Genomic DNA, 16,026 nt, shown 5'->3' on the forward strand with positions numbered 1-16,026 from the left:
CACCCGTCGTCATGACGGGGCAAGCTGCGACGCCGCATCAGCTCAACGTGGCGAGCAGCTCCCGCATGGCATACAGCGGTCGGATTTCCAGGCGGGCGTCGTCGCCGTCGGGGAACGGATAGGTCTGCGTCCAGGCAATGACCTCGTCGAGTGAGGCCACGCGCAGTACCCAGAATCCTGCAACCATTTCCTTGATTTCGGCGAACGGCCCGTCCATCACGGTGGCATGTCCCTTGCTGAAACGAACCCGCTTCGCATGCCGGCTGGATGACAGGCCGAAGCCGGCGATGAGAAAACCAGCCTCGTGGCCGGCCTTGTTTGCTTCCATCATCTTACCGAGGACGTCCGGGCCCGGATCGAAGTCCGTTTCGCTACGCTCGTTGGCCTTGAGCATGACCATGTAGCGCGGCAGCTCCGAGTCGCCCTCGGCCGGGTCGCCGAAGCCGGACAGGCCGCCCGGGCAACCGAGGGGGCGTACTTCAACCTCGGCTGCGCCATGGGCGTCCTCGGCAGGCCACGCCGATACCCAGGCCACGGCCTGCTCCATCGAGTCGGCTTCGATGATGCTGAAACCAGCGACCAGCTCCTTCGTTTCGGCGAAGGGGCCGTCGACCATCACGGGTTTGCGGCCATCCGCGAAATGGATGCGCACCCCGTCGCGGCTGGGCTTGAGACCCTCTCCCGCGAGGAAGCGGCCATCCGCTGCAAGCGTGTCGAGATGCTCGGCCATGGCGTCGACCAGATCGCGGCTGGGTGACGCCCCGGCTTCGCTGTCGGTGTCGGCCTTACGTACGATCAGAAAGCGCATGGGCTGCTCCGCTCAAGGATTCGGATGTTTCTCGGCACCGTTGATCATCCAGCTGGTGCCGAACTTGTCGGTGAACATGCCGAAACGCTCGGCCCAGAACGTCTCGGCGATCGGCATATGAACGTTTCCGCCGGCGGACAAGGCGGCGAACACGCGGTCCGCGTCGGACGCCTGATCGAAGCCCAGGGCGATCGAGACACCATGCATCCCTGGGAACGGCATATGGGGCGGACAGTCCGAGGCCATCAACCACTGGTCACCGATCTGTAACCGGGCATGCATGACTTTCTCTTCGAAGTCTTTGGGCAAGGCGGGCTGCCCGGGCTGCGGCGGCATATCCTTGTATCGGCCCATCATGATGATCTTCGCGCCGAGCACCTTCGCATAAAACTCGAAGGCTTCCTCGCAGTTGCCGTTGAAACTGAGGTAGGGGGTAACGGTCATGGTGGTGTTCCTTCAGGAGGAGGGATCAGGACTTCGAGGCGACTTCCGCGTGCATGCGTTCCACCGTGGCGCGGGCTTCGGGTGTCAACGACTCTTCGCCGAAATCATCCATCTCGAACATGCGACGAATCTCAATCTCCGACTCGTCTCCTTCCATCGGGTTGGGGGCCCGTTTCATCCATTCGATGGCCTCGTCGAGTGAACGCGTCTGGATCAGCCAGTAACCGGCGACCAGTTCACGGGTCTCGGCAAAGGGGCCATCGGTGACATCCCGCCGGTCGCCGGCGAAGCGGATACGGGCGCCGTCGCTGCTCGGGCGCAGCCCATCGGCGGCGAGGAGCACGCCCGCCTTAACCAGTTCCTCGTTGAATTTGATCATCGCCGTCATCAATGCCTCGCTGGGCATCTCGCCGGCTTCCGACGCCTTCGTCGCCTTGAGGATCACCATGAAACGCATGTGCCTTCTCCGTTGCCATGGCCGGGTCGCTCCCGGCCTTCATGACTACGTCGATTGTGCCCTCAGGGAATCGACACGGGCGTACGATTATTTTCAGCGGCGTGTCGCCAGGACCGCGCCGGCGCCTCGAAACAGCAACGGACACCGTCCTCCTCGAAGGCGACCGTCGCTTCCCCGCCCGCCTGGCAGGCCAGTACCCGCTCGATAAAGCGAATCCCGAAGCCCCGGTGGGCAGGGATGACCACGGGCGGGCCACCGCTCTCCTTCCAGGTCATACGCAGGCGTTCGGATGCGGCGTCGAATTGCCAGCCCAGGTCCACCCGACCGGATGCGGTCGTCAGCGCCCCATATTTGGCCGCGTTGGTCAGCAACTCGTGTACGGCCATGGCAACGGCCACGGCGGTGGCCGAGGCGAGCATGAGGGGAGGGCCACCGATGGCGATGCGTGCGTTGCCCGGGTCGTGGGGAGCGATGGTGGCTTCCACGACACCGCGTAGCGCCACCTCCTCCCAGGCGTGGGTGACCAGCAGGTCGTGCGCCCCCGCCAGGGCCCGCAGCCGGCTCTCGAACGCAGCAAGGCATTCGGCCATCGGCCGGCCGCCGGTGAAGGTCTGCGTGGCCATGGCCTGGACCACGGCGAGCGTGTTCTTCACCCGGTGGCTCAGCTCGTTGACGAGGATCCGCTGCGCGCGTGCGGCATCGCGATGAGCCGTCACATCGATGCAGCTTCCCCAGTACCCGGCAAAGCGATCGTCCCGATAGAAGGGTTTGCCAGTGTCGAGGAGCCAGCGGTACTCGCCGTCGTATCGGCGAAGCCGGTATTCCATCGAGAACGGCTCACGTGCCTGGAAGGCGCCTCCATAGATGGACAGGCAACGTTGCAGGTCTTCAGGATGTACGCCTCCGGCCCATCCATCGCCCACTTCGTCGATCATCGGGCGGCCGGTGTACGTCAGCCAGGGCGTATTGAACCAGTCGCAGAGCTGGTCCGTACCCGCACGCCAGATCATGACGGGTGCAAAATCGGCGAGCTCGCGAAACTCGCCGTCGCTCGCGCTGAGGGCCCTCTCATAAGGACTCTTGGCCTCGTCGTACATCCCTTTTCCCCTTCGCTCGTCCCCGTGCAGGTCAACCATATCGCAAGTCGCAGGCGCGATGAATGTCTTTGGACCGAACGCGTGAGATCGATCACGGCGCGGCAAATTCGGGGGAATTTTCCGATTTCTTCTATTGCGCATAGGCTCATACGTATCGGACCCGGGCGTCCGTCTAAGTAGTCCTACTTAGTAACGCCCGCAAAACTCCCGAAGTCTGGCGCCGCCATGTCAGAATCCGGACGTCGCCGCGACAGGGGTCGCGCGCAACATCTCCTTGGGGACCAACGTCACACTGCCGGAACACCGCCTCGGGCGCGTGGCCGGCGTTGATGTATCCGCGGGCACGGCTTCGCGCCGTCACACGAATCAAAGGATCGGAAGGGAACATGGATCTGCTTCGTTTCATCGCGTCGTTACCCGTGCGCCTGCTGCGCGGCCTGCTCTGGCTGCTCGCGGGCGTCCTCCGGCCCATCTTCGGCAACATGTCCTGGTCCGCGCCCTCCTGGGTACCCGCGACCGGGCGAGCCGCTCGCCAGCATCCCCTGAAGTTCACGGGAACGATCGCCGGCGTGCTCATCGTCGCCGCAGCCGGGTGGTTCGGCTGGCACTGGTGGGAGAACCGACCCAAACCGGTCGAGCCGAACCGGATCACTTTCGAGGCGCCGGCGCCGGACATCAGCGACTACGACCGTGCCCCCGTGAGCGTTCATCCCCTCACGGTGACGTTCTCCGCCTCGGCGGCAAAGCTCGAGTCGCTGGGCAAGCCCGTCACCGACGGCATCGCCATGGACCCGAAGCTTGCCGGTCAGTGGAGCTGGGAAAGCGACCGTGTGCTGAAGTTCGTCCCGGCCGCCGACTGGCCCGTGGGACGGAAGATCGAGGTCCGTTTCGACAAAGCCAAGGTGTTCGCGCCACACGTGCTGCTGGCGGACGATCACTTCGACGTTGCCACGGCACCCTTCACGGCGCGCGTGGTCAACGGCGAGTTCTACCAGGATCCACAGGATCCGACCAAGAAGAAGACCATCGTCCAGTTGGGCTTCAACTACCCGGTGGACCCGGCGCAACTGGAGAAGCGCCTGGCGCTCGATCTGCGCAATCGTGACGAGAAGCGCGGCGCGGAACTCAAGTTCAGCGTCACCTACGACGAGCATCACCTCAACGCTTTCGTTCACTCGCAGCCCCTGCAGCTCCCACGCGACGATGGCTCGGTGGGTCTCAAGATGGACGATGGCGTGCGCAGCAGCCGTGGGGGCGATGGCACCGAAAAGGCTCTCGAGACCGCGGTACGCGTGCCCGGCCTGTACAGCCTTACGCTCGATGAGGTCTCAGCCACGCTGGTCGACAACGCACGCTTCGAGCCGGAACAGGTCGTGGTGATGAACTTCGGCGGTCCGGTCAGCGATGCCGAGCTGACCAAGCATCTCCGCGCCTGGGTCGTTCCGCAGGACAACAAGCGCAGCTGGTCGACAAGCACCATCAGCGACAGCGATCTTCGTTCCTTTACCCAGCTCAAGCCGGAAGTCGTACCTACCGAGAACGACTGGTCGGCCGCGCAGAGCTTCCGCTATCACGCGCAGCCGGGCCAGCGCATCTACGTGCGGGTCGAGAAGGGCATGACCTCGTTCGGCGGCTATGTCATGGCCAAGCCGCGGGTGGACATCCTCAGCGTGCCCGACTATCCGCGCCTGCTTCGCTTCATGGCGGACGGCTCCCTGCTTTCGCTGAGCGGTGACAAGCGCATCTCCGTCGTCTCCCGGAACATGCCGGGCATGCGCGTCGAGGTCGGCCGGGTTCTTCCCGATCAGCTGCAACACCTGGTGTCGCTCAATTCGGGCAGCTACACCAAGCCCGAGATGTATGGGTTCACGTCTGACCATATCGTCGATCGTTTCGTGAAGAAGGTTTCCTTTCCAGACGAAGGCGCGGGCAAGGCCCACTACGAAGGCTTCGACCTCGGCCAGTACCTTGCTGCCGGCAAGCGCGGTGTGTTCCTGCTCAAGCTGTCCGGTTACGACGAAAAGGCCGATCGGGAAGCACGCGATCGCCGGGTCAAGGCGGCACGCGAAGCGGCTGCCCGTGACGCGGGTGCCGATGCCGACGCCGCAGCGGCTGATGCAGCGAAAGACGATGACGATACCGACCGCGTGCCATACGACTGGCCGAAGGACGAACGCCTCGTCGTGATCACCGATCTTGGCGTGATTGCCAAGAAGTCGATGGACGGTAGCCAGGACATCTTCGTGCAGTCCATTCGCACGGGCTCACCGGTGTCGGGTGCATCCGTTGCGGTGATCGCGAAGAACGGCAGCACACTGTTCACCCAGAACACCGGGGCGGACGGCAAGGCGCACTTCGCTAACCTCAAGGGCTTCACCCAGGAGAAGGCCCCGGCCATGTATGTCGTACGCCAGGGGGAGGATCTCTCCTTCCTGCCCGTGACCTCGTACGACCGCACGCTCGATTTCTCCCGTTTCGACATCGGCGGCGAACCCAACGCGCACAGCCAGGGTCAGCTGTCCGGCTACCTGTTCTCCGATCGTGGCATCTATCGGCCGGGCGACCTTTTCCACATTGGCATGATCGTGCGCGCGAACAGCTGGACGCGCAGCGTCGCCGGCATGCCCCTGATCGCCGAGGTGGTCGATCCCCGCGGCACGACGGTACGCCAGCAGACCATCTCGATGGACGCCGCAGGTTTCGCCGAGCTCGACCACACCACGGCCGAGACCTCGCCGACCGGCAACTGGACCGTGAACCTATACATCGCCAAGGACGGCAAGCCGTACTCGCAGATCGGTAGTACCACGGTCCAGGTCAAGGAATTCCAGCCCGACCGCATGAAGGTGTCGGCGAAGCTCTCCACCGCGGTGACTGAGGGTTGGGTGAAGCCCGCGCAGCTGAAGGCGCTGGTCGACGTCCGGAATCTGTTCGGGACGCCCGCCGCGGACCGGCGCGTCGAGGGTTCGCTCACCTTGCGCCCGGCGTTCCCCTCTTTCCCCAGCTACAAGGACTATCACTTCTACGACGTGCGTCGTGCGAAGGAAGGCTTCGAGGAGAAGCTCGCCGACGCGAAGACCGACGACAAGGGGCACGCGGAGTTTGCACTGGACCTGTCCAAGTATGCCGACGCTACGTACCAGCTCTACTTCCTGGCCAAGGCCTATGAAGCCGAAGGCGGACGCAGCGTGGCCGCGGCCACGCAGGGCATGGTGTCGTCAAACGACTGGCTCGTCGGCTACAAGGCGGTCGACAACCTCGACTATGTGAGCCGAGACGCGAAACGCATCGTCAACCTGGTCGCTATCGACCCCACCGCGAAACGCATCGACTTAAAGGGCCTCAAGCAGGCGATCGTCGAAACGCGCTTCGTCTCCGTGCTGACCAAGCAGGACTCCGGGGTCTTCAAGTACGAGTCCAAAGCCCGTGAGACCACGGTATCGGAGACGCCACTGACCCTCCCGGCCGCGGGCCTCGACGTAACACTTCCAACGGACAAGCCGGGCAACTTCGCGCTGGTACTGAAGAACGCCGAAGGCAAGGAAATCAATCGTGTCGCCTGGTCGGTGGCTGGCGAAGGCAACGTGTCGCGTTCGCTTGAACGCAATGCCGAGCTCCAGCTGACGCTGTCGAAGAAGGACTACGCACCGGGCGAGGCGGTGGATATCGCCATCCGCGCGCCGTATGCCGGTAGCGGCCTGATCACCATCGAGCGCGACAAGGTCTACGCTCACGCCTGGTTCCATGCCGATTCGACCAGCACCGTCCAGCACATCACGGTGCCGGCGGACTTCGAAGGCAACGGATACATCACCGTGCAGTACGTGCGCGACCCCTCCTCGGACGAGATTTTCATGAGCCCGCTGTCGTTCGGCGTGGTCCCGTTCTCGGTGAACATGGATGCCAGGCGCAACGTGCTGGCCGTCGAGTCGCCGCAGCTGGTCAAGCCTGGCGATACCATCACCTTCCACGTGACCTCCACGACACCGACGCGCGCGGTTGTATTCGCCGTCGACGAGGGCATCCTGCAGGTGGCGCATTACAAGCTGGGCGATCCGCTGCAGTACTTCTTCCGCAAGCGCATGCTGGAAGTGTCCACGTCGCAGATCCTCGACCTGATCATCCCGGACTTCCAGAAGTTGATGACGATGGCCGCCCCCGGAGGCGATGCGGACGGTGCCATTGGGCGCCAACTCAATCCGTTCCGGCGAAAGCGGGACAAGCCGGTGGCGTACTGGTCCGGTATCGTCGACATCGACGGTTCGCGTGACCTCACGTACAAGGTTCCCGACTACTTCAATGGGAAGCTGCGTGTCATGGCGGTCAGCGYCTCGCCGGAGAAAATCGGTACCTTCGAGGGAGCGACCACGGTGCGTGGTGACTTCGTGCTCTCGCCCAATGTGCCGACGACGCTCGCGCCGGGTGACGAGGCAGAGATCAGTGTGGGTGTGGCCAACAACCTCACTGGCCTCGGTGGCAAGGAGGTGCCGGTCGCAGTGACCCTGAAGCTCGGCCCGCCCTTGCAGATCGTCGGCGATGCGACGAAGACACTGAGCCTCGGCGAGATGCGCGAAGGCGTGGCGATCTTCCGCGTGAGGGCCACCGACAAGCTGGGTTCGGGCAACATGACGTTCACTGCCGGTTTCAACGGTAAGTCCGCGAAGCAGAGTGTGGACCTGTCCGTACGCCCCGCGTCGCCCCTGCGGACGGACCTCGCCTTCGGTCGGGTCGACGCGCACGGACGCGCCGACGTGACATCGCTACGCGACATGCACGATGAATACGCCAAGCGTGACGCTTCGTTCTCGACCGTACCTGTGGTGCTGGCGCGCGGCCTCGCCACGTATCTCGTCGACTTCCCGCATTACTGCACCGAGCAGGTGATCAGTGCCGCGATGCCGGCCCTGATCCTCGGCAAGCGAACGGAGTTCGGCGACGTCAAGCCGGCGCGCATGTCGGGTGACGAGACCGCACCAGCGGATCCGGTCGCTGCCCTGTTCGACGTGCTTCGTGCCCGTCAGAACGGCCAGGGTGGCTTCGGACTGTGGACGGCGACGCCGGACACGCATGTGTTCGCGACGGACTACGCGGTTCATTACCTCATCGAAGCAGGCGACCACGGCGTGGCCGTGCCGGCGGATCTGCTGGCATCGGCGGACAACGCCCTCCGCCAGATCGCCGCCGATGACAGTGGCGACACGCTGGTGGAAATGCGCCAGCGCGCTTACGCGATCTACCTGCTGACACGCCAGGGCAATGTCACCACGAACGACCTCGCCTCGGTGCAGCGTCGCCTGGAAGAGGTCTACCCGAAGCAGTGGCACGACGATCTCGCCGCCGCGTGGCTGGCCGCGTCCTACCAGATGCTTCATCAGGACAAGCTGGCCAACGACCTGATGTCGCGCCCGCGCAAGCTGCTCTCGCGCAAGCCGGCGGATGAGACTTACGACTACAGCGATTACTACGACACACCCATCCGTGACGCGTCGGTCCTTTACCTGCTTGCCAAGCACTTCCCGGAGCAGGCGAAGACCCTGCCGCCGGAGACGATCGAGAACCTCGTACGCCCGCTGGCCAAGGGCCACTACAACACGCTTTCCTCCGGCATGATCATCATGGCGCTGGATGCGTGGGCCTCGCAGGCAGGCGGCGACGTGAGCAAGCTCTCGATCGGTTCGGTGGCGGCCAACGGCACGGTGACACCGATCGGCGTCGTGAAGGGGTCTTTGGTGGACGGCCACTGGTCGACCGGGGCGCAGCGCCTGCGTCTGGTCAATGACGCCGACGCGACGGCCTGGTATGGCGTCGCGCAGACAGGATTCGATCGCAAGCCGTCCACGGATACGCGCAAGGATGGCCTGGAGATTACCCGCACGTATACGGACACCAATGGCAAATCCGTTGACACGGTCAATACAGGCGACGAGATCGACGTGCACGTGAGGGTGCGCTCCACGACCGATCACGATGTGTTCGACGTCGCGATCGTCGACCTGCTGCCCGGTGGCTTCGAACCGGTGCTGGACACCGCGCCACCTGCCGATGCTGCGGAGGCGGCACCGTCTTCGGACGAGGCAACGTCGGACGCATCGGGCAACGGCGATGCCGATAGCGATGCCGAAGGCAATGGTGGCACGGCCGATGGCGCCGACGACAACACACCTGCCTGGCATTCACCTATCGGCAACCCCGAGTCCACCTGGAAGCCCGAGTACGCGGATGTCCGCGAGGATCGCGTGGTGGTCTACGGCTCGGCCAGTACCGACGTGCAGGAGTTCATCTACCGCATCAAGGCGACCAACGCCGGTAAGTTCGTGATTCCGCCTGCACTGATCGAATCGCTCTACGACCGCGGCGTCCAGGCACGCGCCCCGGGCGGCGGCGCGATAACCGTCCAACGTAAACCGTAACGGGCCGACACGAAACCAAAGGCGTTTCCGTCGCACCGATGAACAGTCTTCACCGCTTCCGTCGCATCAAATGGCACAACGCCCTTGTGGCGTTGCTGCTGTTTGCCGCTTTACCCGTGGTGCTCAGATGCTGGCCACACGAACCGTTGCGCGCCTGGTTTCCCTCGTCCACGGCGGTCTACGACGCAGACGGCCGGCTACTTCGTCTTACCCTCGCCAGCGACGATCGTTACCGACTCTGGGTCCCGCTCGAAGACATGTCACCCGCCTTCGTCGATGGCGTGCTGCTGCATGAGGATCGTTGRTTCCGTTGGCATCCTGGCGTGAGTGCGTGGGGTCTCGTGCGCGGTGCCTGGGTGACGTATGCCAGGCATGGCAGTCGGCAGGGGGGCTCCACGATCACCATGCAGCTTGCCCGGCTGATCTGGCATCTCGACACGCGGAGTCCTCGAGGCAAACTGGTGCAGGCGATGCGCGCCGTCCAGCTGGAGRCCCGCTATTCCAAACACGATATCCTCGAGGCCTACCTCAACGCCGCCCCCTATGGACGCAACGTGGAAGGCGTGGGCGCGGCCAGCCTTGCGTACTTCGGCAAGGCTCCGGCAAGACTAAGCCTGCCGGAAGCGTTGACGCTGGCGGTGATTCCGCAGGATCCGTCCCGGGGACTTCCGGGTGATGTCAACGGCAGCGCCGTCATCGGGATTGCGCTGAAGGCATCGCGCGATCGTCTCTTTAGCCGCTGGATCACGAAGCACCCAGCCGATGCCAACGCCGCACCTCTGTTCGACCTGCCGTTACGGCTACGCCCGCTATCGCGCCTGCCTTTCGAGGCACCGCACTTCGTCGAGCAGGTACTCGCCGAGCGCCGTCTCGATGGCGACGACGACATGCGGATCACGACCACGCTCGATCTCGGGCTGCAACACAGTCTGGAGCGACAGGTTCGCCAGTACGTGCAGCGCAGTGGCGACCGCGGCATCCGCAATGCCGCGGCGATCCTGATCGACACGCGCGACATGGGCGTCAAGGCGATGGTCGGTTCGGCCGACTACTTCGACTCGTCCATATTCGGGCAGGTGAACGGCACGCAGGCGAAGCGTTCGCCGGGGTCGACATTGAAGCCCTTCATCTACGCCCTTGGCTTCGACCAGGGCCTTCTTCATCCCGAAACCGTTCTTCGCGACGTGCCATCGGCGTTCGGTCCGTACACGCCGGAGAATTTCGACGGTCACTTCCTCGGCCCTGTGACGGCGACGCAGGCCCTGGTCCGTAGTCGCAACATTCCCGCGGTGCAGATCGCTGCCAGGCTCGCTAACCCGAATCTGTACCAGTTCCTGCACGACGCCGGCGTCTCACGCATGGCCAGCGAGAAACATTACGGACTGGCCCTCGTCCTCGGCGGTGGGGAAGTCACCATGCAGGAGCTCGGTGGCCTGTACGCCATGCTTGCCGACCGCGGCGAACTGCGCCCGCTGCGTACGCTTGCAGCCCAGCCGCGCACGAAGGGCACGAGGATGCTCAGCGAAGAAGCGAGTTTCATGGTCATGGACATGTTGCGCCAGAATCCGCGGCCGGATGACGCGGTGGCGGCCCAGCCTTCCCGGTTGCCGCTTTACTGGAAGACCGGCACGTCGTGGAGTTTCCGGGATGCATGGACAGCCGGTAGCTTCGGTCCTTACGTCCTGGTGGTCTGGATAGGCAATTTCGACGGCAGCGGCAACCCGGCTTTCGTCGGCGTGGATGCCGCCGCGCCGCTGTTCTTCCGTATCGCGGATGCCCTGCGTGCCGAACGGCCGGGGCTGGCGGAACCGATCCGACGGAATCCGCCCAACCTCCGCCGCGTGCCGATTTGCCTGGCTAGCGGCGAACTTCCGAATGCATGGTGCCCCCAGGTGGGCAGTACCTGGTTCATTCCAGGCAAGTCGCCGATCCGCGTGAGCAACATCCATCGTCCCGTGGTGGTGGACAAGGACAGCGGGAAACCGGCCTGTCCACCCTACGATCCCGAACGTACGCGGACGGAGGTGTACGAGTACTGGCCGTCCGACCTGGCGCGCGTCTTCGCGCAGGCGGGCATGGCACGCCGCACGCCGCCACCGTTGCCGGATTGCCAGGGCGGTGGTCAGCTGGCCGGCGATCCGCCGAAGATCACGTCCCCGCTGAAGGGCAGTACCTATCAGATTCGCGTTTCCCGCCTGGGCAGCGAACGCATTACTTTCGCTGCGACGACGGATGCCAGCTCCCGGGCGCTCTACTGGTTTGCCGACGACGCTTACCTGGGGAGCGTGGCGAGCGGTCAGCCGCTTATGTGGGCGCCCGAACGCACAGGACGTTTCCTCATTCGCGTCGTTGACGACCACGGGCGCACGGATTCACGTGATCTGACGATCGGCGCCGTCGAATAAACCAGATTCGTCAAAACCGCGATTTGTAGGAGCCGATTTATCGGCGATAACCAGCAATCCGTACGCGAAATCGGCATCTCACTTACAGCTCTTCCCCGCAGGTGTCGATAACAATGATCGAACACCGTCATCGGGCAGGCAACGATCATGCGCATCGACATCGTCACGCGTCTTCGCACGCTCTTCGGACATTCGCGAACCGATATGCGCGGAAAGATCGCTGCGATCGATCGCACCCAGGCCGTGATTGAGTTCGCGCTCGACGGCACCATCCTCGATGCGAACGCCAACTTCCTGGCAGCCCTCGGCTATGCGCGCGAGGACATCATCGGCAGGCATCACCGCATGTTCGTCGATCCATCGGAAGCAGGGAGCGCGGCCTACGCCGATTTCTGGGCCCGCCTCGGCAAGGGGGAGCCCGACGTCGGTCTCTATCGGCGGTTCGGGGCGAACGGGCGCGAGGTCTGGATTCAGGCGAGCTATAACCCGGTGCTCGATGGTCGCGGACGTCCGGTCAAGGTCGTGAAGTTCGCCACCGACGTGACCGAGCAGCGGCTGCGTGCCGCCGACATGGAAGGACGCCTCGCTGCCATCGACAAAGCCCAGGCCGTTATCAGTTTCAGTCTCGACGGCATCATCCTCGACGCCAACGACAACTTCCTTGCCACCATGGGCTACACGCGTGACGAAGTGATCGGCCAGCACCACCGGATGTTCGTCGATCGCGTGGACCGCGAAGGCGCCGAGTACCGGGCGTTCTGGGAGAAGCTCGGACGCGGCGAATACGATTCGTCGCTGTATCGCCGCGTCGATAGGCAAGGCCGCGAAGTGTGGATCCAGGGTAGCTACAACCCGATCCTCGACATGGCCGGGCGGCCGTTCAAGGTGGTGAAGTACGCCACCGACGTGTCGGCGCAGACGCGCGCCACGCGCGCACTTCATGCCTCTCTCACGGAGTTGGCCGACACCGTGCCAGCCATCGCCGAGCAAGCACGCGTGACGAATGCGCTGGCCAACGACGCAAGTCGTTCTGCCGCCGATGGCGGCGCCATGGTCGAAGCGGTCATCGCTACCATGGCGGCCATACAGGGCGGTGCACAGGACATCGCGGAGATCGTCAGCCTGATCGATTCGATCGCGTTCCAGACGAATATCCTGGCCCTGAACGCCGCCATCGAGGCGGCGCGCTCCGGAACCCATGGGAAGGGTTTCGCCGTCGTGGCCCAGGAGGTGCGCATGCTCTCGCAACGCAGTGCTGCGTCCGCTCGGGAGATCCGCAGCCTGATCGAGAGCACGCTCGACCGCGTCCGCGAAGGCAGTGAGCGAAGCGGGGAGGCCGGGGCGGCCATGGGTGACATCCTGACTGCGGTCAGCGCGTTGCTCGACCGCGTGTCGGACGTGGCGCGGGCAACGAACACGCAGGCCCACGGTATCGACTCGGTTCGGCGCGCCGTGGCCGAACTGGCGTAACGTAGGGGCTCCCCGACGAGGAGCTCACGCCATGAACAGCACGATCGTTCCCTGCCTGCGATACCGGGACGCCCTGGAGGCTATCGATTTCCTCTGCTCCGCGTTCGGTTTCGAAAAACATGCCGTGTACGTCAACGCGGAGCATCAGCACATCGTCGATCATGCTCAGCTGACCTTCGGCGGCGGCATGATCATGCTCGGCTCGGCCCGCGACGACACGCCTTTCAGCCAGCACATGGTTCAGCCCGATGAAGTCGGCGGCCGCGAAACGCAGTGTCCCTGCGTCTTCGTGAGCGACGTGCGGGCGCACTATGAGACCGCCAGGTCCCGCGGTGCGCGTATCGTCGACGACTACGAAGAGAAGGAATACGGCGGCGCCGGTTACTCCGCCCGCGATCCCGAGGGTCACCTGTGGTACTTCGGCAGCTACGACCCGTGGGCTCCGCTGCCTGGTTAACCCCAGCGGCGGCCGTGTTCCACCATGTACAGGCGGATTTCATCTTCGGCGATATCCGCCAACGCGCGCAGGCCTTCTTTCTGCGAGGCGTCGAGCCGTCGCGGCATGCGGTCGACAACGCACAGGGTCCCCAGGGCATGGCCGTCCGGACCCCGCAGGGGGCAACCCGCGTAGAAGCGGATGTGCGGCTCACCGGCAAGCAGCGGGCTCGCGTTGAAGCGCGCGTCCTGCCGCGTATCTTCGACGGTGACCATGTCCTCGCCGAGAATGGCGTGGCTGCAGAACGCCAGGGCGCGAGGTGTTTCCCGCAGTTTCGTTCCCTGCGTCGACTTGAACCACTGACGCTTCGCGGTGAGCAGCGAAATAAACGAGACCGGGGTGCCTGCGATCAATAAGGCCAGCCGCGTGATGCGATCGAATGCCGGATCGGCGGGCGTGTCCAGCAAGCCCGTACGGCCGACCATACGTAGTCGTGCGGCTTCGTCGTGCGGTACCGGATAGTTCGGAGAGCGCTCGGCTCGTAACTCCTGCGGCATGCATTGGAGGGAGTCCGCGGACATTGCCGTGCGTTCCTCGAGCAGCGCGATGACCGCGCTCTGGCGCATACGGCGATGGCCGCCGGGCGTCTTCCAGGATTCGAGCGCGCCGCTTTCGATCCACTTCTGTGCGGTGCTTACGGAGATGCCAAGCAGGCGCGCGGCGTCGCGCGTGGTGAGGGTGGGATCGTCAATCGGGGAGCGGGAGGAAGACATGAGCAAGGCGGTTATATGCGTAAGGATTAACAGATCGACGCTAACACAGGCCAATGCTTGTCACGCTTGGCAACGCTCGCGTGTTTCGGTGGTCAACGTCGGAAAATACACGCGGCGACGCGGCAATGACGCATGGTGAACAGGCCAGCGCGATGAGGTTGCATCCATCATGAAGGCAGTCGCCGATCGCGATAGCCACTCTCAACGACTTTGCCGTTTTCGCGCATTTTCTTGCGGACTCACCCCGTGCCGACACATCGCATACGGGTCGGATACATGTCGAGGCATCCAATGCCTGGCATCTGCCTTTTCGTATAAGGAACCGATCCCATGGATGCCACCGTAAAACAGGAAGCGAAGGCCGCCCACCCGAAGGCGGCCATAGTCACCACGTGTATCCTCGCCGCCCTCGCCGGGCTGATGTTCGGCCTTGATATCGGTGTGATCTCGGGCGCGACCCAGTTCATCCAGTCCGACTTCAAGGTGTCGGACAGCATGGTGGAGTGGATCGTCAGTTCGATGATGTTGGGCGCGTGCGTCGGCGCGCTGGCCGCGGGTTGGATGTCCGCCACACTGGGCCGTAAGCGCTCACTGATGTTCGCTGGCGTGGTGTTCATCGGTGGCTCGCTGTTCTGTGCGGTCGCCGGGTCGCCAACGATTCTCATCGTGGCGCGCTGCGTACTGGGCGTGGCTATCGGCGTGGCGACGTTTACCGCGCCGTTGTACCTTGCCGAAGTGGCTCCGGAGAAAATTCGCGGTGCCATGATCTCCACCTATCAGCTGATGATCACCACGGGCATCCTTCTCGCCTTTCTCTCGGACACGGCCTTCAGCTCGACCGGTAACTGGCGCTGGATGCTCGGCATCATCGCCGCTCCGGGCGTACTTTTCCTGATCGGTCTGTTCTTCCTTCCCGATAGTCCGCGCTGGTTGCTCATGCGTGGCCGTCGCGAGGAAGCCCAGGTGGTGCTTGCGAAGCTGCGCGGCGACGAGGCGGTGGTAAAGCAGGAAATCGCCGCCATCGACGAACAGCTGAAGACCAAGCAGCACGGCTGGAGCATGTTCCGGGACAACGGCAACTTCCGTCGCTCGGTGGGCCTCGGCGTGCTGCTGCAGGCCATGCAGCAATTTACCGGCATGAACGTCGTGATGTACTACGCGCCGCGCATCTTCAAGGACATGGGTTACGACACCCACGCCCAGATGTGGTTCACCGCGGCGGTCGGCCTGACGAACGTGCTGGCAACCCTGATCGCCTTCGGTCTCGTCGATCGCCTGGGCCGCAAGCCAATCCTGTACGCCGGGTTCACCATCATGGCGATCGGCCTCGGTGTCGTCGGCACGATGATGGGACTCGGTATCCACTCGCGCGGCGAGCAGTTCTTTACGGTCGGCATGCTGCTGCTCTTCATCGTCGGCTTCGCGATGTCGGCCGGTCCGTTGATCTGGACACTGTGTTCGGAGGTTCAGCCACTTAAGGGGCGCGATTTCGGTATCGCTGCCTCCACGTTTACGAACTGGGCTACCAACTGGGTGGTGGGCGTGACCTTCCTCAGTCTGCTCAGCGGCATCGGCAATGCGCAGACCTTCTGGCTCTATGGCGGACTCAACGCGCTGTTCATCGTTTTCACTTTCTTGCTGGTGCCGGAGACGAAGGGCGTGACGCTGGAGCAGATCGAGAGCAACCTGATGAGCGGCAAACCGCTGCGCAGGATCGGTCGGTAAA

Annotated in this window: 9 protein-coding genes and 2 pseudogenes; 6 read left to right on the plus strand and 5 right to left on the minus strand. The window is 63.9% G+C overall.

From position 1 onward, the window contains the following. Positions 1 to 37 precede the first annotated feature (37 nt). From AC1DT2_RS00120 to AC1DT2_RS00135, 4 genes are all read right to left on the minus strand, one after another. On the minus strand, positions 38 to 808 hold the full coding sequence (locus AC1DT2_RS00120) for a YciI family protein (protein WP_477293278.1): 771 nt from the start codon (positions 806 to 808) through the stop codon (positions 38 to 40). A gap of 12 nt (positions 809 to 820) precedes the next feature. Beyond that, positions 821 to 1,252, minus strand: a complete 432-nt coding sequence (locus AC1DT2_RS00125) for a VOC family protein (protein ID WP_063572269.1) — start codon at positions 1,250 to 1,252, stop codon at positions 821 to 823. 25 nt (positions 1,253 to 1,277) lie between these two features. Further along, entirely contained in the window at positions 1,278 to 1,709 is a 432-nt protein-coding gene (locus AC1DT2_RS00130; protein ID WP_213948981.1) for a YciI family protein, read from the minus strand. A 62-nt stretch (positions 1,710 to 1,771) separates the two neighbouring features. Next, entirely contained in the window at positions 1,772 to 2,806 is a 1,035-nt protein-coding gene (locus tag AC1DT2_RS00135) for an HWE histidine kinase domain-containing protein (protein ID WP_477293281.1), read from the minus strand. Positions 2,807 to 3,192: 386 nt separating this feature from the next. On the opposite strand from AC1DT2_RS00135, the gene AC1DT2_RS00140 reads away from it, so the two are divergent. The 5 genes and pseudogenes from AC1DT2_RS00140 (at position 3,193) to AC1DT2_RS00160 (ending at position 13,548) form a co-directional block, all read left to right on the plus strand. Next, positions 3,193 to 9,216 (plus strand): alpha-2-macroglobulin, encoded by a 6,024-nt coding sequence (locus AC1DT2_RS00140; protein WP_477293283.1) that lies wholly within the window; start codon positions 3,193 to 3,195, stop codon positions 9,214 to 9,216. Between the two features lie 38 nt (positions 9,217 to 9,254). Continuing rightward, entirely contained in the window at positions 9,255 to 11,621 is a 2,367-nt protein-coding gene (gene pbpC, locus AC1DT2_RS00145) for a penicillin-binding protein 1C (RefSeq protein ID WP_477293285.1), read from the plus strand. Between the two features lie 204 nt (positions 11,622 to 11,825). Beyond that, positions 11,826 to 12,548, plus strand: a pseudogene (locus AC1DT2_RS00150) (PAS domain-containing protein); the annotation flags it as partial. Between the two features lie 93 nt (positions 12,549 to 12,641). After that, a pseudogene (locus AC1DT2_RS00155) lies at positions 12,642 to 13,091 on the plus strand (methyl-accepting chemotaxis protein); the annotation flags it as partial. A 31-nt stretch (positions 13,092 to 13,122) separates the two neighbouring features. After that, positions 13,123 to 13,548, plus strand: a complete 426-nt coding sequence (locus AC1DT2_RS00160) for a VOC family protein (RefSeq protein ID WP_063570743.1) — start codon at positions 13,123 to 13,125, stop codon at positions 13,546 to 13,548. On the opposite strand, the gene AC1DT2_RS00165 is transcribed toward AC1DT2_RS00160, so the two are convergent. Next, a complete protein-coding gene (locus AC1DT2_RS00165; protein ID WP_477293286.1) occupies positions 13,545 to 14,300 on the minus strand; it encodes a helix-turn-helix domain-containing protein in 756 nt (251 codons plus the stop codon). The two genes, AC1DT2_RS00160 and AC1DT2_RS00165, sit on opposite strands and share 4 nt — an antisense overlap. Positions 14,301 to 14,630: 330 nt before the next feature. Between AC1DT2_RS00165 and AC1DT2_RS00170 the strand changes: the two genes are divergently transcribed. Then, positions 14,631 to 16,025, plus strand: a complete 1,395-nt coding sequence (locus AC1DT2_RS00170; RefSeq protein ID WP_082878892.1) for a sugar porter family MFS transporter — start codon at positions 14,631 to 14,633, stop codon at positions 16,023 to 16,025. Position 16,026: the final 1 nt, after the last annotated feature.

Source organism: Luteibacter sp. P4_E6 (assembly GCF_056401535.1).

Bases quoted from the DNA above. Each gene is read 5' to 3' on its own strand.
- AC1DT2_RS00125 (WP_063572269.1), bottom strand. From the start codon at position 1,252: ATGACCGTTACCCCCTACCTCAGTTTCAACGGCAACTGCGAGGAAGCC.
- AC1DT2_RS00160 (WP_063570743.1), top strand. From the start codon at position 13,123: ATGAACAGCACGATCGTTCCCTGCCTGCGATACCGGGACGCCCTGGAG.
- AC1DT2_RS00165 (WP_477293286.1), bottom strand. From the start codon at position 14,300: ATGTCTTCCTCCCGCTCCCCGATTGACGATCCCACCCTCACCACGCGC.
- AC1DT2_RS00170 (WP_082878892.1), top strand. From the start codon at position 14,631: ATGGATGCCACCGTAAAACAGGAAGCGAAGGCCGCCCACCCGAAGGCG.
- AC1DT2_RS00120 (WP_477293278.1), bottom strand. From the start codon at position 808: ATGCGCTTTCTGATCGTACGTAAGGCCGACACCGACAGCGAAGCCGGG.
- AC1DT2_RS00135 (WP_477293281.1), bottom strand. From the start codon at position 2,806: ATGTACGACGAGGCCAAGAGTCCTTATGAGAGGGCCCTCAGCGCGAGC.
- AC1DT2_RS00130 (WP_213948981.1), bottom strand. From the start codon at position 1,709: ATGCGTTTCATGGTGATCCTCAAGGCGACGAAGGCGTCGGAAGCCGGC.